The organism is Microbacterium sp. NPDC055683 (assembly GCF_053617895.1).
Genome location: NZ_JBSHGQ010000009.1, coordinates 1 through 19,894 on the forward strand (window position 1 = coordinate 1; position 19,894 = coordinate 19,894).

A 19,894-nucleotide genomic window follows, 5' to 3' on the forward strand; every position below is an offset into this window, starting at 1 on the left:
GCCCCCGGGGGCCGGCGTCGTCGCGTGCGCGTGGTCTCAGGCGCTCTTGCGGGTCGGGTCCGCGCCCGCTCCGCGGCGATCGCGGATGAACGCGAGCCGCTCGGCGAGGATCTCCTCGAGCTCCTCGATCGAGCGCCGCTCGAGCAGCATGTCCCAGTGGGTGCGGGCGGCCTTGTCGCCGGAGTGGTCGACCTCCACCGTGCCCTTGTCGAGCTTCAGGAGCGCCTCTCCGCCGCACGTGCGGCACTCCCACGTCTCGGGAGCCTCGGCGTCCGCGGCGAACATGAGGGTCGTCTCGCGCTCGCACGAGGAGCACACGTATACGTGCTCCTTGCGCTCCATGAAGACGACGCCCTCTTCGCTCTGAAGACTCTGGGCGCCGAGCCGGATACCACGAAGGCTGCGATCTGCCATGATTCAAGTCCTCTCGTCGGTCACCAGTTCTAACGCGTCCGGCTGTGCGGATCATCCGAACCGTCGCGCGCCGATGGGGTATTCCCAGGCGTTGCCCAGGCCCCCGCCTGGATCACGCGGGGAACACCGCGAGAGCGGCATCGGCGCGGTCGGTCACGACGCCGTCGACGCCGCCGGCCACGAGCGCGCGCATCCGGTCGGTGTCGTTCACGGTCCAGACGTGGATCTCGACGCCCGCATCATGCGCCCAGCGGACGAGCCGCGGCGTGAGGACGCGGACGGGACCCCGGCGCTCGGGGATCTGCAGCGCGTCGACGGTGCGCAGGAGGCGGTCGGCCCGGCCGCGCAGGCCGACCGCCGCGGCGCCGACGATCCGGGCGATGAGCGACGATCCCGCGCTCGTCGCCACCTCTCCGCCGGCGGCAGCGAGCGCGGCCATCCGACGGTCGTCGTCGAACGCCGTGAGCAGCACGCGATCGGCATGCTCCGCGACGATCTCGCCCGCGCGCCGTGCGGCGGCGTCGGCCTTCACGTCGACGTTGAAGCGCACCGCCGGGAAGTCGCGCAGCGTGTCCGACAGCACGGCGAGACCACCGCGGGGTGCCATCAGGTCGGCGAGCTCCCTGCATCCGACATCGGAGACCGGACGGGGATCGCCCGTGACCCGCTCGAGCGTGTCGTCGTGGAAGAGGACGATCTCGCCGTCCGCCGTGGCGTGGCAGTCCGACTCGACGTACTCGACGCCTGCCGCGTGAGCGGCGGCGATCGCGGCGATCGAGTTCTCGGCGACCCCGTCCGCCGCCATCTCCGGCGTCACGAGACCGCGGTGCGCGAGCACGCGCGGACGCCGTGCGCCCGTCAGATACGGATGCGTCACGCCTGCGGGGGAGCGGAGCTCCCGCCGAGGCCGCCGAGACGTCCGGCGAAGCCGCCGGAGATGCCCTTGAGCGCCTCGGTCAGCTCGCTCGGGATGATCCACAGCTTGCTCGCCTCGCCCTCGGCGATCTTGGGCAGGGTCTGCAGGTACTGGTAGGCGAGGAGCTTCTCGTCGGGGTTCCCCGCGTGGATCGCGTGGAACACCGTCGTGATCGCCTCCGACTCGCCCTGCGCACGGAGCACCTGCGCCTGCTTGTCGCCCTCAGCCTGCAGGATCGCGGCCTGTCGCGCGCCCTCCGCGACGAGCACCTGCGACTGCTTCTGCCCCTCCGCCGTGAGGATGGCCGCGCGGCGATCGCGCTCGGCGCGCATCTGCTTCTCCATCGCGTCCTGCAGGGTGACGGGCGGGTCGATCGCCTTCAGCTCCACGCGGCTCACCTTGATGCCCCACTGGCCGGTCGCCTCGTCGAGGACGGCGCTGAGCTTGCCGTTGATGACGTCGCGGCTGACGAGCGCCTCCTCGAGGTTGAGGCTGCCGACGACGTTGCGGAGTGTGGTGATCGTGAGCTGCTCGACGGCGCCGAGGTAGTTCGCGATCTCGTAGGTGGCAGAGCGCGGATCGGTCACTCGGAAATACACGACGGTGTCGACGGCGACCGACAGGTTGTCCTCGGTGATCACCTGCTGCGGCGGGAAGGTCACGACCTGCTCGCGCAGGTCGACGCGCGTGCGGGCCCGGTCGATGAACGGCACGATGAGGTGCGGACCGCCGTAGAGCGTGCGGTGGTACTTGCCGAGACGCTCGACGATGATCGAGTCGCTCTGCGGGACGATGCGAATCGAGCGGACGAGGATCGTGATCACGAAGATCACGACCGCCGCGACGAGGATCCACGTCAGCACGGTCCCGACGATGTTGCTGGGTTCGTCCATCTCTCAGTTCTCCTCCGTCGAGCGGGTCGTGACGAATGCGGTCGCGCCCTGGATGGACTCGACGCGGATGGGGGTCTGCGGGGCGAGCGGGCGGTCACCGTGCACACGGGCGCTCCAGGAGTCTCCATTCGCGAGCTTCACGCGCCCCGACATCGCGGTGACGGTCTCCGTGACGACGCCGGCGAGCCCGATGAGCGCGTCGACGTTGAACGCACGGTCGTCGGCCCCTCGACGGAGCCTTCGCAGGAGCGTCGGGCGCACGAACACGAGCAGGGCGACGGCCGCCGCCGCCGCGACGATCACCTGCAGCCAGATCGGGGCGCCGACGAGGCCGGCACCCAGGCCGAAGGCGCCGCCCACGCCCAGCATCAGGAACGTCAGCTCACCGGACACCATCTCGATGACGAGGAAGACGGCGATGATCGCCAGCCATCCGATCCACGCGTACTGCTCGATCGCCTCCATGACGGCCCCTCCCGGCGCGATATCCTGCTCGGAACCTATCACGGGGCCCCTCGCCGAGCCGGGCGGCCATGCCGTGGGGGAGCGCCCGCCTTGGTAGGGTCGGACGGTTCCCGTCCCCACGCTTCGGAGTCATCGTGTCGCAGCCCCTCGCCCCTGGATCCCTCGCCGGCAAGACCGTGCTCGTCACGGGCTCGTCGCGCGGAATCGGAGCGGACACCGTCCGCTACGTCGCCCAGGCGGGCGCCGACGTCGTCATCAACTTCCGCAACAAGGCCCCCCGAGCGGAGAAGCTCGCGGACGAGGTCCGGGAACTCGGCGTGCGCGCGCTCGTCGTCGGCGCCGACCTCACCGACCACGGTTCCGTCGCCGCGATGGTCGAGGCCGTCAAGGAGGAGTTCGGCTCTCTCGACGTGCTCGTGCTGAACGCCTCCGGCGGCATGGAGACCGGTCTCGGCGAGGACTACGCCCTGCGCCTCAACCGCGACGCCCAGGTCGACGTCCTGGAGACGGCGCTCGAGATCATCCCCGCGGGGGGACGCGTCGTCTTCGTGACGAGCCACCAGGCGCACTTCATCCGCACCACGCCGACGATGGACGCCTACGAGCCGGTCGCGCTGTCGAAGCGCGCCGGGGAGGACGCCCTCCGCGAGCGCATCCCGGCGCTCGCGGCCCAGGGCGTCGAGTTCGTCGTGGTGTCCGGCGACATGATCGAGGGCACGATCACCGCGACGCTCCTGGAGCGCGTGAACCCGGGCGCGATCGCGGCGCGGCGCGAGGAGGCCGGGCGCCTCTACAACGTGTCGGAGTTCGCGGCCGAGATCGCGCAGGCGATCGTCGACCCCGTCCCCGCCGGCAACGAGCGCATCGTGGGCGACACGAGCGGCTTCGGCACGACCGCCTGAGCGGATCATCCTCGGGGAGGACGCACCCGCGACCTGCGGCCGACGACCGAGGGCGAGGGTTTTCCTAGCGTGGGGGCATGCTCGCGCTCCTCGCCTCCGTCAACGCCGTCCTGCTCGCCGCGGCGGCCTCGCCGTGGGTGTACGCGGTGACCTTCGCCGCGACGGCTGTCGACGGGGTCTTCCCGCCGGTGCCGAGCGAGACGATCGTCGTGTCGGCTGCGGCGGTCGGCGCGTCCGCCGGCACGCCACTGCCCTGGCTGGTCGCGCTCGTCGCCGCAGCGGGCGCATTCGCGGGCGATGCCCTGACGTACGCCATCGGCCGGGGGATCGGCACCGATCGCTTCCGGTGGATGCGGGCGCCGCGGGTGCGACGAGCGGTCGCGTGGGCGCAGGACGGCCTCGCGAGGAGGGGAGCGTCGCTCATCCTCATCGCGCGGTACATCCCCGTCGGCCGCGTCGCGGTCAACCTCACGGCCGGCGCCACACGCTATCCGGTGCGGCGGTTCCTGCCGCTGGCGGGCCTCGCCGCCCTCACCTGGGCGGCGTACTCGGTCGGGATCGGCGTGCTCGCGGGATCGTGGCTTCGGGACCAGCCGCTGCTCGGTGCACTCTTCGGTGCAGGTGCCGCCGTGCTCGTCGGAATGGCCGTGGACCGGGCCATCGCATGGCGTGACCGTCGGCGCCTCACCCGAGAAGCCGCCGTCCGGGAAGCCGTCACCCGAGAAGGAGAGCGCAGCCGAACAGCACGGGCAGGCATCCGAGGGTCGTGAGGAAGACGATGTCGCGTGCGACGACCTCGCCCGTGCCGTATCGCTGCGCGTAGTTGAAGACGTTCTGCGCGCTGGGGAGCGCGGCCAGCACGACGACGGCGAGCAGCGCGTGCCCCTCCAATCGGAAGGCGAACGTGCCCAGCGCCCAGGCGATGACCGGCATCGCGAGAAGCTTGAGGGCGGTCGCGAGGAGGATGTCGCGGCGCGTCCCGGCCTGCGTGAGCACGCGCTGACCGTAGAGCGACATCCCGAAGCTCACGAGGAGCACGGGGACCGAGCCGCCAGCCAGGAGGTGGACGGGCTCCATCACGATCGCCGGCAGATCGAGGTCGAATGCGGCCACGAGCACGCCGAGGAGGGCGCCGATGATCATGGGGTTGCGCAGCGTGCGCCGAATGATGCGCCCGAACGAGGCATCGCTCGTCGTCGAGGCGTCGAGGATGGCGAGGACGACGGGCGTGATGACGAGCAGCTGGAAGAGGAGGATCGGCGCGGCGAGGGCGCCGTTGCCGAGGACGTAGGTCGCGATCGGGATGCCGATGTTGTTGCCGTTCACGTAGCCCGCGCCCAGCGCGCCGACGGTCGTCTGCGCCCAGGTCCGGCGCCATGCGAGGCGCGCGACGAGGCCGAACACGACGAAGACGATCGTGGCCGTGATCGCCGATGCGGGAAGCAGCGACGAGAACAGCACCGACAGGTCGGACTCGGACAGCACGCTGAAGAGCAGGAACGGGTTGAGGACGAAGAAGCACAGCCGACTGAGCACGTAGCGGCCCTGCGGTCCCAGCAGATCGATCCGCCCGACGATGTAGCCCGTCAGGATGGCGACGGCCACGACGGCGAACCCCGTGAGCACGTCGATCATGCGCCTGCGCCCCGGTCGGTCTCCACGGATCCAACCTACCGATCCGCCGGCGCGCCTTGTGCCGCCGCGGACCGCCCCTTAGCGTCGGAGGACGTGCCGCAGCGGATGCGAGGAGTCGTGATGAGCCGTGTCGTATGCGATGTCACCGTGTCGTTGGACGGCTTCGTCGCCGGGCCGGAGCAGAGCCTCGAGCATCCGCTCGGGCGCGGGGGAGAAGACCTCCACCGGTGGCAGTTCGCGGAGGGCGCCGAGCATCGGCGCGAGCGCGACGCCATCGTCGCGGCTCGCGCGTTCATCATGGGTCGCAACATGTTCGGCCCCGTGCGGGGGCCGTGGCCGGACGCATCGTGGACCGGCTGGTGGGGCGACGACCCGCCGTATCACGGCCCCGTCTTCGTCCTCACGCATCACGAGCGTCCCGACCTCCCGCGGGACGGCGGGACGACCTTCCACTTCGCGACGTCGGGGATCGCGGATACGCTCGCCCGGGCGCGGGCGGCGGCGGATGGCGGCGACGTCGCGATCGCCGGCGGCGCGGCGACGATCGCGCAGTTCCTCGAGGACGATCTCGTCGACGAGCTGAGGCTGCATGTCGCGCCGGTCCTGCTCGGTTCGGGGGAGCGGCTGCTCGACGGGGTCACGGAGTTCCGGCTCGTCCCGGTGAGCGCACGGGCGACCTCGCTCGTGACGCATCTCGTCTACGGCCGTGAGGCGGCCGGCGTGGCAGAATCGCACGGGTGACCGGTCCATCCGACACCTCCGACCGCCTGCGAGAGCTCGTGCTCCTCCGTCGTGTGCGTGACCGTATCGACCGCGAGTATGCGGAGCCCCTCGACGTCGAGAGGCTCGCGCGGGGTGTCGGGATGTCGGCGGGGCACCTCAGCAGACGGTTCCGCGCCGCGTACGACGAGACGCCGTACTCCTACCTCATGACGCGTCGCATCGAGCGGGCGATGGCTCTGCTGCGTCGCGGCGACCTGTCGGTGACGGAGGTGTGCTTCGCGGTCGGCTGCGGATCGCTCGGCACATTCAGCACGCGGTTCTCCGAGCTCGTCGGGATGGCTCCGCGCGCGTATCGAGCGTCGGCCCGCGACGAGCTCGCCGGTGTTCCGACGGCGCTGTCGAAGCACGCGCTGCGACCGATCAGGAATCGAGAAGCGCGCGCGTCTGCGGCGCGGATAGCGTGACGGGCATGAGCATCCGCATCCACTCCAGCTTCCTCCCGCAGACCGATCCCGAGGCGGCGATCGCGTTCTACCGCGACGCCTTCGGCTGGGAGGTGAGGAACGACGTCGGATACGAAGGACTGCGATGGATCACCGTCGGCCCCGCCGACCAGCCGGAGGTGAACATCGTCCTCTACCCGCCCGCCGCCGAGACGGGGATCACGGCGGCCGAGCGGGAGACCGTGCTCGAGATGATGGCGAAGGGGACCTTCGCGAGCCTCGTGCTCGCGACGGCCGACGTGGACGCCGCGTTCGCGTCGCTCGAGGCCACGGGCGCCGAGGTCGTGCAGGAGCCGATCGACCAGCCCTATGGCGTCCGCGACGCGGCTTTCCGCGATCCGTCCGGAAACCTGCTGCGCCTGCAGCAGCGTTGACCGGCATCCCCGCCGACCCGCCCGCCCCGACCTGGAGGACGACCTCATGACCGACGACGCCCGCATCGCCGATCTGCACGACACCATCCGCGTGCAGGGTGCCCGCGAGAACAATCTCAAGGACGTCAGCGTCGAGATCCCCAAGCGCCGCCTCACCGTCTTCACCGGCGTGTCGGGATCGGGGAAGAGCTCCCTCGTCTTCGACACCATCGCCGCGGAGTCGCGGCGGATGATCGACGAGACCTACAGCGCGTTCGTGCAGGGGTTCATGCCGTCGGTGCCGCGGCCCGACGTGGACGTCCTGGAGGGCCTCACGACGGCGATCATCGTGGACCAGGAGCGGCTGGGGGCGAACCCTCGGTCGACCGTCGGGACGGTGACGGATGCGAACGCGATGCTGCGCATCCTCTTCAGCAAGCTCGGGCGGCCGTACATCGGCGGGCCGACGGCGTTCTCGTTCAACATCCCGACGCAGAAGGCGTCGGGCGTGATGACGTCGGCCAGCGGCGAGAAGAAGGTCGTCAAGGACGTCGTCTACCTCGGGGGGATGTGCCCGCGCTGCGAGGGGCGCGGCTCGGTGTCGGACATCGACCTCGCCCAGGTGGTCGACGAGTCGAAGTCGCTCGACGAGGGCGCGATCATGGTGCCGGGATACACGGCCGACGGATGGATGGTGAAGGGCTTCTCGCAGTCCGGGTTCTATCCCGCCGACAAGCCGATCGCCGCGTTCTCGGAGAAGCAGCGGCAGCTGTTCCTCTACGGCGAGGTGACGAAGGTCAAGATCGCCGGCATCAACATGACGTACGAGGGGCTCATCCCCAAGATCACGAAGTCGATGCTGTCGAAGGACCTCGATGCCCTGCAGCCGCACATCCGTGCCTTCGTCGAACGCGTCGCGACATTCGCGCGCTGCCCGGAGTGCGACGGCACTCGGCTCACCGAGGGCGCTCGCTCCTCGAAGATCGACGGCGTGAGCATCGCGGACGCGTGCCGCATGCAGGTCACGGATCTCGCGGCGTGGGTGCGCGATCTCGAGCTGCCGGGCGCCGGCCCGCTCCTGGAGGCGCTGCGCGCGAACCTCGAGGCGTTCGTGACGCTCGGGCTGGGCTATCTCAGTCTGGAGCGCCCGTCGGGGACCCTGTCGGGCGGCGAGGCCCAGCGCATCAAGATGCTGCGGCATCTCGGCTCGTCCCTGACCGACGTCACCTACGTGTTCGACGAGCCCACGATCGGGCTGCATCCGCACGACATCGAGCGCATGAACGGGCTCCTGCGCCGACTGCGCGACAAGGGCAACACGGTGCTCGTCGTCGAGCACAAGCCGGAGGCGATCGCGATCGCCGACCACGTGGTGGACCTCGGGCCCGGCGCCGGAAGCGGGGGAGGCGAGATCTGCTTCGAAGGCACGGTCGACGGCCTGCGCGCGAGCGGCACCCGCACCGGCCGCCATCTCGACGACCGCGCCGCACTCAAGCCCGCCGTGCGGGCGGGGAAGGGGGCGATCGGAGTGCGGGGCGCGAACGCGAACAACCTGCGGGATGTCGACGTCGACATCCCGCTCGGGGTGCTCACCGTCGTGACCGGTGTCGCGGGGTCGGGCAAGAGCTCGCTCATCCACGGCTCGGTCGCCAAGCGGGAGGGCGTCGTCGCGATCGACCAGACGGCGATCAAGGGATCGCGCCGCAGCAATCCGGCGACCTACACGGGCCTGCTCGAGCCCATCCGGAAGGCGTTCGCGAAGGCGAACGGCGTGAAGCCGGCGCTCTTCAGCGCGAATTCGGAGGGTGCCTGCCCGTCGTGCAAGGGCTCGGGGGTCATCGTGACCGAGCTCGGCTTCATGGACACCATCGAGACCCCCTGCGAGGACTGCGGCGGCAAGCGGTTCCAGGCCGGTGTTCTGGAGTACCGACTGGGTGGAAAGGACATCACGGAGGTGCTCGACCTGCCGGTCGCGGAGGCACGGGCGTTCTTCTCGGCGGGGGAGTCCAAGATCCCCGCCGCCGTGGCCATCCTCGGCCGGCTGGAGGACGCGGGGCTCGGATACCTGTCGCTCGGGCAGCCGCTGTCGACCCTGTCGGGAGGCGAGCGGCAGCGGATCAAGCTGGCCATCCAGATGGGGGAGAAGGGTGACGTGTACGTGCTCGACGAGCCGACGACGGGCCTTCACCTGGCGGACGTCGCGCAGTTGCTCGAGCTTCTCGACCGCCTCGTCGACAGCGGGAAGACGGTGATCGTCATCGAGCACCACCAGGCGGTCATGGCGCACGCCGATTGGATCATCGACGTCGGCCCGGGTGCCGGGCACGAGGGCGGAACGATCGTTTTCGAGGGAACGCCCGCCGAGCTCGTCGCAGCGCGGTCGACGCTCACGGGGGAGCACCTCGCGGCATACGTGGGCGCGTGAGCGCGCCGCGGCGCATCCTGATCTACGGCGTGACGGGGGCGGGGAAGACGACGGCGGCCATCCGGATCGGCGAGCGGCTCGGCCTGCCCGTGGTGCTCGCCGACGAGATCGGGTGGCTGCCGGGATGGACGAATCGCCCGCTCGACGAGCAGATCGCGATGGCGGAGTCGGCTGCCGCGGGCGACGCGTGGGTGTTCGACAGCGCGTACGCGACGTGGAATGACCGCGTGCATCCGCGTGCCGACCTCGTGATCGGGCTCGATGATCCGCGGTGGTTCTCTCTGCAGCGCGTCACGCGTCGTGCGCTGCATCGCGTGGTCACGCGACAGGAGCTGTTCGCCGGTAACCGCGAGACGTGGCGGCAGCTGCTGTCGCGCGACTCGATCGTGCTCTGGCACTTCCGCTCATGGAAGCGGAAGCGAAGGACGATGCGGGCGTGGGCGGCGGAGCCGTCGGGCCCACCGATCGTCCTGTTCCGCAGCTCCCGCGAACTCGATCGCTGGATCGACGCACTGTGACGCGCCATCGATACCGATAATGCACATTATGTCAGTTCGCGTTTCTCGACGAGTCGGCCTTCCACTCCTCTGATCGGCTGAGGCTGAGGCAGAATCGACAGATGGCGGCAGCGCTCTTGACGCAGGAGTTCGCATGGCGCGGGCGGACTGTCCGCTGGGACCGTTTCGGGGCGGGCCCGGCCCTCGTGTTCCTCCACGGCACGCCCTGGTCGTCGCTGCTGTGGCGTCCTTTCGCGGAGGCGCTCGCGACGTCGTTCACGGTGTATCTGTGGGACATGCCCGGGTACGGATCGTCATCGAAGGATCCGTCCCATCCGGTTGACCTGGGAGTGCAGGGAGAGCTGTTCGCGGCGCTCCTCGCGCGCTGGTCGCTCACGCGCCCGCACGTCGTCGCGCACGACTTCGGCGGGGCGGTGGCGCTCCGCGCCCGTCTGCTCCACGGCGCAGCGTACGCCTCACTGTGTCTGACCGATGTCGTCGCACTGACGCCCTGGGGCTCCCCCTTCTTCACTCTCGTCAAGGCGAACGCCGCCGTATTCGAACAGCTCCCTCCCGCGGTGCACCGCGGCGCGGTGGAGGCCTACATCCGTGGCGCGAGCCATCGGGGGCTGCGCGACGACGACCTTCGGGAGCTCGTGGAGCCGTGGACGGGCGAGCTCGGCCAATCGGCGTTCTACCGTCAGATCGCGCAGGCGGACGAGACTTTCACGACCGAGATCGAGCCCCTCCTCGGCGAAATCACCGAACCCGTCCACATCGTCTGGGGCGCCGAGGACACGTGGATTCCGACCGACCGTGCGGAACGACTTCGGAAGGCCATCCCCCACGCGACGGTCGCGTTGATCCCCGACGCCGGACACCTCATCCAGCTCGATGCCGCCGCGTCGCTCTCCGCCGAACTCACCAGATGGACGACCACGGTCACTGGCTGAGGTCCGAAGACCCGGCGGGTGAGCACACCGCCACCACTTGCGACAGGATGGAGTCCGTGCGCATCGCCGAACTGGATCTGCCCTTCGTCGTCACCGAGTCAGACGCGACCGAGGGCGATCCGGTCATCGTGCTCCCGGGCGGGCCGTGCCGCGGTCCGGAGTATCTCGGCGAGCTGGCCGGTCTCACACGTGTGCGGCGCATCGTCGTGCTGCATCCGCGCGGCACGCCGCTCACCGGCGGGCTCCCCCGCGGATGGTGGACCGATGCGGACGATGTGATCGCTCTGGTCGACGCTCTCGGTCTGGCGAGCGTCGACATCCTCGCGCACTCGGCGGGAACGCGTCTCGCGCTCGCGACGGCGACGCGCCATCCTGATCGCGTGCGCTCGCTCACGCTGGTGACTCCTCCCGCGTCTTGGCTGACGGGATCGCCGTACGACGGCGACGCCTTCCGCCTCGACACCGCCAACCCTTCCGTCCGGGAAGCACTCCGATCGCTCGCGGACGACGAGCCGGAGACGGAGGATGAGTTCCGCGTCGCGTTCCTCCGCCAGGCCCCCGCAACCTACGCGCACTGGACGCACGTCGAGGAGGATCACTCGCGCGTCGGCGCCGTGAGCCTGGCGGCAGCGCGCGCATGGTTCCACGGCGTTCCCGCCGACGCCGTCGCGCGCATCCTGGCGGCACCGCTCCCCCGCACCGTCGTCATCGGCGGAGACAGAGATGCTCTCACCGGCATCCAGCCCGTCGCCGACTACGCCGACGCGCTCGGCGCGGAGCTGGCGATGATCGACGACTGCGGCCACTATCCGTGGGTGGAGCAGCCGGCGGCGTTCCGCCGCATCGTCGACGCGTGGCTGACCGGGGCCGGATCATGACCGGCGCTCCCCTGCGGGTGCGGGATGCCACCCTCGCCGACGCCGAGCGGATCGCCGCCGTCCACGTCGACTCCTGGCGCGAGACATACACGACTCTGCTTCCGGCCCGGGTCCTGGACGGGAACACGCTCGCTCGACGGGAGCGCATGTGGCGAGCCATCCTCGGAGCGCAGCCCGCACTCGGTGCCACCGCGGTGGCGGAGGACGGAGAGAAGATCGTCGGCTTCGCGTTCGCGGCCGGATCCGCGCATCCCGATGCTCGAAAGGACGCGACCCCCGTCCGAGACCTCCATCTCTTCTCCCTCTACGTGCTCGAGGAAGCGCACCGACGCGGAGCCGGCACGACCCTCCTCGACCGCGTCGTCGGGGCGAGACCGGCCCAGCTCTGGGTGCTGCGCGAGAACACCGGCGCCCGGCGCTTCTACGAACGGACGGGGTTCGCGGAAGACGGCGTGACGTTCGCTGATCCCGACCTCGAGGGTGTCGTCGAACTCCGGATGGTCCGCTGAGACGATGACCGCTGCGCCCGCACGGACCGGCCGGCCATCCGGTCAGGAGACAGCGCGGCGGACGAGGGCGCGCAGGCGCTCCTCGACGTCGTCGGTGATCTCCAGGACGGCGAATGAGACCGGCCACATCGGCCCGTCGTCGAGGTTCGCCGGCTCATCGAACGAGATCGTGCCGTAGCGCGTGTCGAACTTCGAGGCCGGCTGGTAGAACGTGACGACCTTGCCGTCGCGCGCGTAAGCGGGAAAGCCGTAGAAGGTCTTCGGGGCGAGGTCGGGCGCCTCCTCCGACACGATCGCGTGGAACCGGGTCGCGATCGCGCGATCCGTGCCTTCGAGCCTGTCGATGGCCGCGATGCATGCCTCCAGCTCCTTCGCGAGCTTCGCCGCGCCTTTGAGTCCCTTGGATGCGCGGAGCTCATCCGCCCGCTGCTTCATCGCGGCGCGCTCGGTGTCGCTGAAACCGCCCGTCGTGTCCGTCACGGAGTTCACTCGACCACACCGCGCCACCCGGCGTCAATGCGGTGAACCGCCCGCCTCCACGACCAGCTCGCCGACCGCCTCCCATCCGAGCGTGCGATAGGCAGGGTCGTCGTCGCTCTGCAGAACGAGCATGAGTGCGACGGCCGCCGCCCAGGCGCGGGCGCGCACCCACGTGGGTGTGTCGTAGACGCCCTGCAGCTCGGTCCGGAAGACCGCCCTCCCCCGCGCATCGAACGCGAGCCACGCGACCGCGAGATCGCAAGCCGGGTCACCCGCCGTGAGATCCCCGAAGTCGATGATCGACACGAGGGCGCCGCCATCCGCGATGAGGTTGCCGGGGTGGAGATCGCCGTGGATCCACACGGGGCCGGATCCCCAGGTCGCGGCCGCCACGCCCGCCTGCCACACGGCGGAGAGACTGCGGGCAGTACGGGGGCCGAGGTCGACCTCCGCCTGACCAAGACGGGCTCGGATGGCCTCGTCCCGCTCGCGCAACGGCACGCCACGATAGGGGTTGGCGGGGAACTCCCCTTTCGCGATCACATGCAGACGTCTCAGCGCCTCCGCGAGCGGCACAGCCCAGCCGCCGCGATCCGACCGCGCGATGGAGAGCCCCGGCACGCCGTCCGCCCACGGGACGATCGACCAGTGCCAGGGATACGCCGCGCTCGGACGCCCCGCGACGACTGGGGCGGGAATCCGCAGAGGCGCCAGCCGTGCCGAGATGGCCCCGAGATGCTGCTGCTCATGCAGGACGAGCTGAGCCCCCAGCGCTCGCCGCGGCATCCGGACGGCGAACCGCTCCCCCACGCGCCAGACGCTGCAGTCCCAGCCGTCCGCGACGTGTCGCAGCGGCTCGCGCGCGAGCCTGGGCGCCTGCTCCCGCAGGAGGCCTCGGATGAGCGGCTCATCGATGACGATCTCGGCAACGGGCTTGTCGGGCACGATCCATTGTGCGCACAGACGGGGTCCGTCACCTTACGATCGTATCTCTCTTCGAATGTCGGTGGCCTCGTCCATGATGGAACCATGGACGCAGGCGCAGATCACGAACTCGAGAAGGCGGGATTCCCGACCGCCGTCGAGCGCGCCGCGCTGGCGGCAGCGGTCGACGCGATCGCCGCCGCCGACCGCGTCATCGCTCACGCGCACGCGGGGCGGCAGGTCGCCCTTGCGATCGCGGGCGGCATCGCCCACGCTCAGCATGAGCGACAGGTCGCATCAGGGGCATCGTCGAACTCGTGGGCGCACCGCGCTGTCGCCGAGGAGATCGCCGCAGCGACGAACATCTCCGGTCGCGCCGCGGAGCGGCAGATGAACGCGGCGGCCGTGCTCCTCTCCCGCTTCCCGCGCGTTCAGGAGCGGATGGCAGTCGGCCTCCTCTCCCCCGCCCACGCGCAGGCGATCGTCGCTGCGGGTGACACGCTCGGCGACGACCGTGCCGCACTCGCGCGCTTCGAGCAGGCCGTGCTCGACAAGCTCGCCGAGCAGCCGATGACGGCGGCCACCCTCCGGACCGTCGCGCGCAGGATCGCGGAGACCATCCACCCTGTCCCTCTCGACGAGCGGCACGCGAGCGCACATCAGCGTCGTCGCGTCGCCTTCGAGGCCGACGAAGACGGGATGGGCTGGCTCACCGCCTACATCCCCTCCGTCATGGGCGCCGCGATCATCGACCGCCTCGATCAGATGGCTCGGCAGGTGCGCTCCGCGCGGCACTCCGGCGGACCCGAACTCTACGCCGACGACACGCGCACCCTCGCTCACCTCCGCACCGACGTCATGTGCGACCTGCTGCTCGCTGCGCCGCCCATGGCCGACCCCGGCATCGCCCGCGGCGGGCTGGGCGCCATCCGCGGCACCGTGCACATCACGATTCCCGTGAAGTCGCCAGGCGGCGCCGCAGCTGAGCCCGCCCACCTCGCCGGGTACGGCCCGCTCCCCCTCGACGTCGCGCGCGTTGTCATGGCCGGCGCCCGCACGTGGAGCCGTCTCTTCGTCGACGCCGACACGAGCGTCCTCCTCACCGCCGACCAGCGATTCCCCACTGCGGCTCAGCGCAGATTCGTCTTCGCGCGCGACGAGCACTGCCGATTCCCCGGATGCCGCGCACCCATCGTCGATCTCGATCACACGATCGCCTACAGCGAGGGCGGCGCCACGAACGTCGCGAACCTCGAAGGCCTCTGCGAGAGCCACCACACCCTCGAGCAGGCCACCGCCTGGCGCGTCGAGCAGCTGTCGGGAGGCAGGTTGCGATGGACGTCACCACTCGGCCGCGCCTATATCGACATCCCCGAGCCGGTCCTCCGGCGGACACCTCGGTTCATCCACGACGGCGACCCGCCCCCGGGCTGACCGTCGGGAGCCGGTCTGATCGGACCGGTTCTCCACGATCGGGCGGCGCTCGCGGCATCCGGGCAGACTCGTCGTGAAGGAGGCTCGCCATGATCGCAGAACTCAATCACCTCGTGGAGCTGATCGAACACGACCTGGGAGATGAGGTCGACGTCGCACGGGCTGCACGGACCGCCGGCACGACCGAGTACCACCTGCGTCGGATGTTCTCCTCGCTCGCGGGCATGCCTCTGTCGGAATACGTCCGGCGACGGCGCATGACGGCCGCGGCGTCCGAGGTCATGGCGGGTGACGACGACCTGCTGTCCGTGGCCATCCGCTTCGGCTACGGATCCGCCGAGGCCTTCGGTCGCGCATTCCGGGCCGTTCACGGCATCGACGCGTCCGCTGCCCGCGCCGACGGCGGCCCCCTCCGCATGCAATCGCCCCTGAGGTTCCGCCTCACCGTCGAAGGGAGCGTCCCCATGGACGCACGCATCATCGATCGACCAGCACTCCGTCTCGCGGGCCACGCCGCACGTGTCCCGCTCATCCATCGGGGCGCGAACCCGCACATCCAGGAGTTCGTCACGTCCCTGCCGCCGAGTGCGCACACGCGGCTCAAGGAGCTCGCCGACAGCGAGCCGCGCGGGATCCTGCAGGTGACGGACGACATCGACCCGGCAGCCGAGGAGGGAGCATCCTTGAGCTATCTCCACGGCGTCGCCGTCTCGGAGCGCGTGGTCGTCCCCGACGACCTCGATGTCATCGAGGTGCCCGCCGGAGCCTGGGCGGTCTTCCGTTCCGAGGGCGCACACCCCGATGCGCTCCAGACCATGTGGGCCGCGACCGCGGCAGAGTGGTTCCCGTCCAACCCCTGGCGCCTGAGGCCCGGACCCTCGATCGTCGCCACCCTCCAGCACTCCGCCGACTTCCGCACCGCGACGTGCGAGCTCTGGCTCCCCGTCGAGCGGGCGTGATCAGATCCTGCCCCGCACCGGCGTCCGCTCGACGGAGTCGCCGCCCTCCGGCATCGGCATCTCCGCCCGCACGCCGAGCAGCCGCACCTCCCGGTCGGCATCGAGCGTGCCTCCGAGGGCGACGGCCGCCGCGACCACCTCATCGCGGGAGGTCGTCGGCGCCGGCAGCTTCCGCCCGAACGTGCGCGTCGTGAACGGGGCGTACCGTACCTTCAGGTTCACCCGCGAGACCGGCCGCCCCGCTGCCGCGCAGTCGTCGAACGCGAGCCCCGCGAGCTCGGCGAGCGCCGCCGAGACCTGGGCGGGCGACGTCAGGTTCTCCTGGAACGTCGTCTCCCGGCTGTGGCTGCGCGCCACCCACGGGGCGTCGTCGACGACCGCCGGGCCGCTCCCCGAGCCCAATCCGTGATACCAGACACCCATCTTCGGGCCGAACTCGGCCACGAGCTCCCGCTCATCCGCATCGGCGAGCTCGCGGACGGTGCGGACGCCGTGCTCGGCGAGGCGCTTCTGCACCTTCGGCCCGATCCCCCACAGGTCGCGCGTCGGCTTCTCCCCCATCACCTCGAACCAGTTCCCCGCCGTGAGACGGAACACACCACGCGGCTTTCCGAACTCGGTCGCGATCTTGGCACGCACCTTGTTGTCGCCGATGCCGACCGAGCAGTGCAGCTGGGTCGCCGCGAGAACGGCAGCCTGCGCATCCCGCGCCACGGCCTCCGGATCGTCCGTCGTCGCGCCGAGGAAGCACTCGTCCCACCCGACGACCTCGACGACGACTCCGGGCCGAGCCCGCAGCGTCGCCATGACCACCGCCGACACGGCCTCGTACGCGCCGTGATCGACCGGCAGGAAGACCGCGTCATCGGGCGCCTTCCGGGCCGCGATCTTCAGGGGCATGCCCGAGCCGATCCCGTAGGCGCGCGCTTCGTACGACGCCGTGCTCACGACAGCGCGCTCCGTGGGATCGCCGTTGCCGCCGACGATGACGGCGCGACCTGCGAGTTCCGGATGCCGCAGCACCTCGACCGCGGCGATGAACTGATCCATGTCGACGTGCAGCACCCAGGCAGCGGCATCCATGACACCGAGCATGCCGCGCGAGCCCGGCGATGTCACGCGGTTCCGCCCGCAAGCAGGGAGGCGGCGATCGCCGTCGGGCGATCCCCGCCTCCACGTCAGCGTGCGACGTCGATCGGATCGCCCGTCCGGGCCAGGTCCGCCTCGATCTCCCGCACGATCGGGATCACCTGCTCGCCGAAGGCCTCGAGCTCCTCCTGGAAGTGCAGGAACCCGAGGAGGAACAGGTCGACCCCGCGCTTCTTGTAGGCGATGATCCGCTCGGCCACCTGCTCGGGCGGTCCGAACAACTGCGTGCGGAAGCCGTCGTTGTACTGCACGAGGTCTTCGAACGTCGAGTCCGCCCACATGCCCTTCTTGTCCGCCGTCGATGCACCGGCCTGCTGCACCGACCGGCGGAAGCCCTCGACGGAAGCCGAGTCGGCCTTCGCGATGATCTCCCGCAGCTGGTCACGGGCCTCGGACTCGGTGCCGCGCACGATCGTGAACGCGTTGAGGCCGAATCGAACCGTCCGTCCGTGCTCGGCCGCGATGCGCGTGACCTCGTCGTACTGCTCCGTGAAGCCGTCGAAGTCCTTGCCGTTCGAGAAGTACCAGTCCGCGTGCGCGCCGCCGTTGAATCGCGCCGCCGTCGAGTTGCCGCCCTGGAAGATCTCCGGATGCGCACGCCCCTCGACGGGGTACGGCCCCGGCCGCAGCGTGAAGTCGTTCACGCGGTAGAAATCGCCGCGGAAGTCCACGTTCTCTTCTGTCCACAGCTTGCGGAGCACCTCGATGAACTCCGCCGAGCGCCGGTAGCGCTCATCGTGCTCGAGCCAGGGAAGCCCGAGCTTCGTGTACTCGTCCTTGAACCATCCGCTCACGACGTTGACGGCTGCCCGGCCCTTCGAGAACTGATCGGCCGTGAGGATGAACTTCGCGAGCACGGCCGGCTCCCAGAGCCCGGGGTGCACGGCCGCGATCACCTTCAGGCGCTCGGTCGCGAGCAGCAGGGCGAGGCTCGTCGAGGTCGACTCGTGCTGCTGCGCCGCACCGTAGCTCGAGAGGTAGCGCACCTGGCTCAGCGCGTACTCGAAGCCGACGCGCTCGGCCGTCTGGGCGAGCCGGACGTTGTAGTCGTAGTCCCAAGACGTGCGCTGCTCGATCGTCGAGACGACCAGGCCGCCGCTCACATTGGGCACCCAGTAGGCGAACTTCAGCGGCTCGTGCGACCGCGTCGCGTCGGCGGTCGGGAAGGTGTCTGTCATGCACGGAACCCTCGCCCGCCACCCCAGAAGGTGTCAACGAATGTGACCGCTCGTGTCCCCGGATGGCCTGGCATGGCGAGGGCGCGCGGTCACCCGACCGCGCGCCCTCGCCGTCCGCTCACTGGACCGGCAGGACGAGCTCCTGTCCCACCTCGATGAGATCGGGGTCCGACACGGCGTCCTGGTTGACGGCGTACACGCCGAGCCATCCGCTCTCGAGACCGTGCGCCTCGGCGATCGCGAACAGCGTGTCGCCCGCCTGCACCGTGTAGGTCTCATCGGAGGCTTCCACGTCGGGGAGGTCGTACGACGGCGCGGCGTCCTCCACGGGAGCCGTGGTCTCGGTCGGCGCCGTCTGCTCGGTCGGCGCCGTCTGCTCGGCGGGGGCGCTCTGGGCCGGCGCGGGCTCCTCAGCGGGGGCCGTCTCCGCGGGCGCCGCCTGCGAGCCGCTCGTGTCGGCCGTGCCGGTGGCGCCGATCTGGGCGGAGCACGTCGGCCACGCACCCCAGCCCTGCGTCGCGAGCACGTTCTCCGCGACGCGGATCTGCTCCTCGCGCGACGCATCGGCCGGGTTGCCCGAGCCTCCGTTCGCCTGCCACGTCGACAGCGAGAACTGCAGGCCTCCGTAGTAGCCGTTGCCGGTGTCGATCGCCCAATTGCCGCCCGACTCGCACTGGGCCAGGGCGTCCCAGGTCGCGCCGTCGGCGGCATTCGCGGCAGTCGGGATGAAGGTGGCGGCCGCGGCGGCCGCCATGACGCCCGCGACCGCGAGTCCGCCGCGCATGCGGCGGGTCGAACGGGAAGCGGGACGGGTGCTGCTCTTCGGGAACACAGGGAACTCCGCGGCCCTGCCTCGACGCGTCGCACGCGCCGACCACCCGACCGGAATCTGTCGATTTCGGGGAACGAAGGACTCACGGGGTGGATCCGGCAGCCGTCCTTCGCGGTTCACGTCGGACACCTTAGGCAGAGATCACGAACGGATAACAAATCGGTTCAGGGTCTTGCCAGCTGGTTCTTGAGTTAGGTTCGAGCCATGCCCCTCGCTCTCGTCACCGGCGCCGCGCGCGCGAACAGCATCGCCGCCGGCATCGTGCCGGGGCTCCGTGCCCACGGCTGGGACGTCGTCACAAGCGATCTCGCCGGCGCCGACGTCGACGCCGACCTCTCCACATCCGATGGCCCCGGCCGGCTCGTCGACGCCGTCGCCGACGCGCACGGCCCGATCTCGGCCCTCGTCCTCAGCCACGCGCACGACGTCGAGTCGGGCATCCTCGATACGACTGCCGAGAGCTTCGACCGGCACGTCGCCGTCAACGCCCGCGCGACGCTCCTCCTCATCGCCGCGTTCGCGCGCCGCATCCCCGCCGACGGCGGCGCGATCGTCGCCCTGACGAGCGATCACACGACGGGCAATCTGCCGTACGGCGCCTCCAAGGGCGCTCTCGATCGGATCGTGATCTCCGCGGCGCGCGAGCTCGGCCCGCTCGGGATCTCCGCCAACGCGTTGAACCCCGGTCCCATCGACACCGGCTGGATGCCCGACGGCTTCGCCGGCGAGCTCGTCCCCGCGCACCCGCTCGGGCGGCTCGGCACGCCGCGCGACATCGGCGCCGTCGTGTCGTTCCTCCTGTCGCCGGAGGGCCGGTGGATCTCGGGGCAGCTCCTGAATGCCGACGGAGGGTTCTCCGCCCGCTACTGACG

General features: G+C 70.5%; 23 protein-coding genes. 13 read left to right on the forward strand and 10 right to left on the reverse strand.

The window, feature by feature from the left end; genetic code table 11:
- Nucleotides 1-36 precede the first annotated feature (36 nt).
- The 4 genes from ACWGPF_RS05485 to ACWGPF_RS05500 all read right to left on the reverse strand — a co-directional run bounded on the left by ACWGPF_RS05485 (nt 37) and on the right by ACWGPF_RS05500 (nt 2,688).
- Complete coding sequence (locus ACWGPF_RS05485; RefSeq protein ID WP_345435592.1) at nt 37-414, reverse strand: RNA polymerase-binding protein RbpA; 378 nt, start codon at nt 412-414, stop codon at nt 37-39.
- A 112-nt stretch (nt 415-526) separates the two neighbouring features.
- Nucleotides 527-1,291, reverse strand: coding sequence for a glycerophosphodiester phosphodiesterase family protein (locus tag ACWGPF_RS05490; RefSeq protein ID WP_452331865.1), 765 nt, complete (start codon nt 1,289-1,291; stop codon nt 527-529).
- Nucleotides 1,288-2,223, reverse strand: coding sequence for an SPFH domain-containing protein (locus ACWGPF_RS05495; protein ID WP_452331866.1), 936 nt, complete (start codon nt 2,221-2,223; stop codon nt 1,288-1,290). The genes ACWGPF_RS05490 and ACWGPF_RS05495 overlap by 4 nt, the downstream gene beginning before the upstream one ends.
- A 3-nt stretch (nt 2,224-2,226) precedes the next feature.
- Nucleotides 2,227-2,688 carry an NfeD family protein gene (locus ACWGPF_RS05500; protein ID WP_452331867.1) on the reverse strand — a complete coding sequence of 154 codons (462 nt, stop codon included), beginning with the start codon at nt 2,686-2,688 and terminating at the stop codon, nt 2,227-2,229.
- 134 nt (nt 2,689-2,822) lie between these two features.
- On the opposite strand from ACWGPF_RS05500, the gene ACWGPF_RS05505 reads away from it, so the two are divergent.
- Together ACWGPF_RS05505 and ACWGPF_RS05510 are read left to right on the forward strand one after the other, a co-directional pair.
- Nucleotides 2,823-3,590 carry an SDR family oxidoreductase gene (locus ACWGPF_RS05505; RefSeq protein WP_452331868.1) on the forward strand — a complete coding sequence of 256 codons (768 nt, stop codon included), beginning with the start codon at nt 2,823-2,825 and terminating at the stop codon, nt 3,588-3,590.
- Nucleotides 3,591-3,667: 77 nt separating this feature from the next.
- Nucleotides 3,668-4,360 carry a DedA family protein gene (locus tag ACWGPF_RS05510; protein WP_452331869.1) on the forward strand — a complete coding sequence of 231 codons (693 nt, stop codon included), beginning with the start codon at nt 3,668-3,670 and terminating at the stop codon, nt 4,358-4,360.
- Here the strand turns inward: ACWGPF_RS05510 and ACWGPF_RS05515 are convergent.
- Entirely contained in the window at nt 4,305-5,225 is a 921-nt protein-coding gene (locus ACWGPF_RS05515) for an AEC family transporter (protein WP_452331870.1), read from the reverse strand. The genes ACWGPF_RS05510 and ACWGPF_RS05515 overlap by 56 nt on opposite strands.
- 120 nt (nt 5,226-5,345) lie before the next feature.
- Between ACWGPF_RS05515 and ACWGPF_RS05520 the strand changes: the two genes are divergently transcribed.
- The 8 genes from ACWGPF_RS05520 (at nt 5,346) to ACWGPF_RS05555 (ending at nt 12,066) form a co-directional block, all read left to right on the forward strand.
- Entirely contained in the window at nt 5,346-5,966 is a 621-nt protein-coding gene (locus ACWGPF_RS05520) for a dihydrofolate reductase family protein (RefSeq protein ID WP_452331871.1), read from the forward strand.
- A complete protein-coding gene (locus ACWGPF_RS05525) occupies nt 5,963-6,412 on the forward strand; it encodes a helix-turn-helix transcriptional regulator (RefSeq protein ID WP_452331872.1) in 450 nt (149 codons plus the stop codon). The genes ACWGPF_RS05520 and ACWGPF_RS05525 overlap by 4 nt, the downstream gene beginning before the upstream one ends.
- A gap of 5 nt (nt 6,413-6,417) precedes the next feature.
- A complete protein-coding gene (locus tag ACWGPF_RS05530) occupies nt 6,418-6,825 on the forward strand; it encodes a VOC family protein (protein ID WP_452331873.1) in 408 nt (135 codons plus the stop codon).
- Nucleotides 6,826-6,871: 46 nt separating this feature from the next.
- A complete protein-coding gene (locus tag ACWGPF_RS05535; RefSeq protein ID WP_452331874.1) occupies nt 6,872-9,229 on the forward strand; it encodes an ATP-binding cassette domain-containing protein in 2,358 nt (785 codons plus the stop codon).
- Nucleotides 9,226-9,747, forward strand: a complete 522-nt coding sequence (locus ACWGPF_RS05540) for an isopentenyl transferase family protein (RefSeq protein WP_452331875.1) — start codon at nt 9,226-9,228, stop codon at nt 9,745-9,747. The genes ACWGPF_RS05535 and ACWGPF_RS05540 overlap by 4 nt, the downstream gene beginning before the upstream one ends.
- Nucleotides 9,748-9,848: 101 nt before the next feature.
- Nucleotides 9,849-10,679: an alpha/beta fold hydrolase gene (locus ACWGPF_RS05545; protein WP_452331876.1), complete on the forward strand. Its 831-nt coding sequence runs from the start codon at nt 9,849-9,851 to the stop codon at nt 10,677-10,679.
- A 56-nt stretch (nt 10,680-10,735) separates the two neighbouring features.
- Nucleotides 10,736-11,557, forward strand: coding sequence for an alpha/beta fold hydrolase (locus ACWGPF_RS05550; RefSeq protein WP_452331877.1), 822 nt, complete (start codon nt 10,736-10,738; stop codon nt 11,555-11,557).
- Complete coding sequence (locus tag ACWGPF_RS05555; RefSeq protein WP_452331878.1) at nt 11,554-12,066, forward strand: N-acetyltransferase family protein; 513 nt, start codon at nt 11,554-11,556, stop codon at nt 12,064-12,066. Before ACWGPF_RS05550 ends, ACWGPF_RS05555 begins: the two co-directional genes overlap by 4 nt.
- 42 nt (nt 12,067-12,108) lie before the next feature.
- On the opposite strand, the gene ACWGPF_RS05560 is transcribed toward ACWGPF_RS05555, so the two are convergent.
- Entirely contained in the window at nt 12,109-12,546 is a 438-nt protein-coding gene (locus ACWGPF_RS05560) for a hypothetical protein (RefSeq protein WP_452331879.1), read from the reverse strand.
- A 33-nt stretch (nt 12,547-12,579) separates the two neighbouring features.
- Complete coding sequence (locus ACWGPF_RS05565; protein WP_452331880.1) at nt 12,580-13,491, reverse strand: aminoglycoside phosphotransferase family protein; 912 nt, start codon at nt 13,489-13,491, stop codon at nt 12,580-12,582.
- Nucleotides 13,492-13,575: 84 nt separating this feature from the next.
- Here ACWGPF_RS05565 and ACWGPF_RS05570 point away from each other — a divergent pair, with 84 nt between their 5' ends.
- Together ACWGPF_RS05570 and ACWGPF_RS05575 are read left to right on the forward strand one after the other, a co-directional pair.
- On the forward strand, nt 13,576-14,904 hold the full coding sequence (locus ACWGPF_RS05570) for a DUF222 domain-containing protein (RefSeq protein WP_452331881.1): 1,329 nt from the start codon (nt 13,576-13,578) through the stop codon (nt 14,902-14,904).
- A gap of 89 nt (nt 14,905-14,993) precedes the next feature.
- On the forward strand, nt 14,994-15,863 hold the full coding sequence (locus ACWGPF_RS05575; RefSeq protein ID WP_452331882.1) for an AraC family transcriptional regulator: 870 nt from the start codon (nt 14,994-14,996) through the stop codon (nt 15,861-15,863).
- Here the strand turns inward: ACWGPF_RS05575 and ACWGPF_RS05580 are convergent, their stop codons facing one another.
- The 3 genes from ACWGPF_RS05580 to ACWGPF_RS05590 all read right to left on the reverse strand — a co-directional run bounded on the left by ACWGPF_RS05580 (nt 15,864) and on the right by ACWGPF_RS05590 (nt 18,974).
- Nucleotides 15,864-16,946 (reverse strand): DNA polymerase IV, encoded by a 1,083-nt coding sequence (locus ACWGPF_RS05580; protein WP_452331883.1) that lies wholly within the window; start codon nt 16,944-16,946, stop codon nt 15,864-15,866.
- 95 nt (nt 16,947-17,041) lie between these two features.
- Nucleotides 17,042-18,190 carry a dimethylsulfone monooxygenase SfnG gene (gene sfnG / locus ACWGPF_RS05585; protein ID WP_452331884.1) on the reverse strand — a complete coding sequence of 383 codons (1,149 nt, stop codon included), beginning with the start codon at nt 18,188-18,190 and terminating at the stop codon, nt 17,042-17,044.
- A gap of 118 nt (nt 18,191-18,308) precedes the next feature.
- Nucleotides 18,309-18,974 carry a transglycosylase family protein gene (locus tag ACWGPF_RS05590; RefSeq protein ID WP_452331885.1) on the reverse strand — a complete coding sequence of 222 codons (666 nt, stop codon included), beginning with the start codon at nt 18,972-18,974 and terminating at the stop codon, nt 18,309-18,311.
- 252 nt (nt 18,975-19,226) lie between these two features.
- Here ACWGPF_RS05590 and ACWGPF_RS05595 point away from each other — a divergent pair, with 252 nt between their 5' ends.
- Nucleotides 19,227-19,892, forward strand: coding sequence for an SDR family oxidoreductase (locus ACWGPF_RS05595; protein WP_452331886.1), 666 nt, complete (start codon nt 19,227-19,229; stop codon nt 19,890-19,892).
- Nucleotides 19,893-19,894 lie beyond the last annotated feature (2 nt).

Coding starts and splice junctions, on each gene's coding strand:
- ACWGPF_RS05485 (WP_345435592.1), bottom strand. CDS start 414: ATGGCAGATCGCAGCCTTCGTGGTATCCGGCTCGGCGCCCAGAGTCTT.
- ACWGPF_RS05495 (WP_452331866.1), bottom strand. CDS start 2,223: ATGGACGAACCCAGCAACATCGTCGGGACCGTGCTGACGTGGATCCTC.
- ACWGPF_RS05500 (WP_452331867.1), bottom strand. CDS start 2,688: ATGGAGGCGATCGAGCAGTACGCGTGGATCGGATGGCTGGCGATCATC.
- ACWGPF_RS05510 (WP_452331869.1), top strand. CDS start 3,668: ATGCTCGCGCTCCTCGCCTCCGTCAACGCCGTCCTGCTCGCCGCGGCG.
- ACWGPF_RS05515 (WP_452331870.1), bottom strand. CDS start 5,225: ATGATCGACGTGCTCACGGGGTTCGCCGTCGTGGCCGTCGCCATCCTG.
- ACWGPF_RS05520 (WP_452331871.1), top strand. CDS start 5,346: ATGAGCCGTGTCGTATGCGATGTCACCGTGTCGTTGGACGGCTTCGTC.
- ACWGPF_RS05530 (WP_452331873.1), top strand. CDS start 6,418: ATGAGCATCCGCATCCACTCCAGCTTCCTCCCGCAGACCGATCCCGAG.
- ACWGPF_RS05535 (WP_452331874.1), top strand. CDS start 6,872: ATGACCGACGACGCCCGCATCGCCGATCTGCACGACACCATCCGCGTG.
- ACWGPF_RS05545 (WP_452331876.1), top strand. CDS start 9,849: ATGGCGGCAGCGCTCTTGACGCAGGAGTTCGCATGGCGCGGGCGGACT.
- ACWGPF_RS05555 (WP_452331878.1), top strand. CDS start 11,554: ATGACCGGCGCTCCCCTGCGGGTGCGGGATGCCACCCTCGCCGACGCC.
- ACWGPF_RS05570 (WP_452331881.1), top strand. CDS start 13,576: ATGGACGCAGGCGCAGATCACGAACTCGAGAAGGCGGGATTCCCGACC.
- ACWGPF_RS05575 (WP_452331882.1), top strand. CDS start 14,994: ATGATCGCAGAACTCAATCACCTCGTGGAGCTGATCGAACACGACCTG.
- ACWGPF_RS05580 (WP_452331883.1), bottom strand. CDS start 16,946: ATGGATGCCGCTGCCTGGGTGCTGCACGTCGACATGGATCAGTTCATC.
- sfnG (WP_452331884.1), bottom strand. CDS start 18,190: ATGACAGACACCTTCCCGACCGCCGACGCGACGCGGTCGCACGAGCCG.
- ACWGPF_RS05590 (WP_452331885.1), bottom strand. CDS start 18,974: ATGCGCGGCGGACTCGCGGTCGCGGGCGTCATGGCGGCCGCCGCGGCC.
- ACWGPF_RS05595 (WP_452331886.1), top strand. CDS start 19,227: ATGCCCCTCGCTCTCGTCACCGGCGCCGCGCGCGCGAACAGCATCGCC.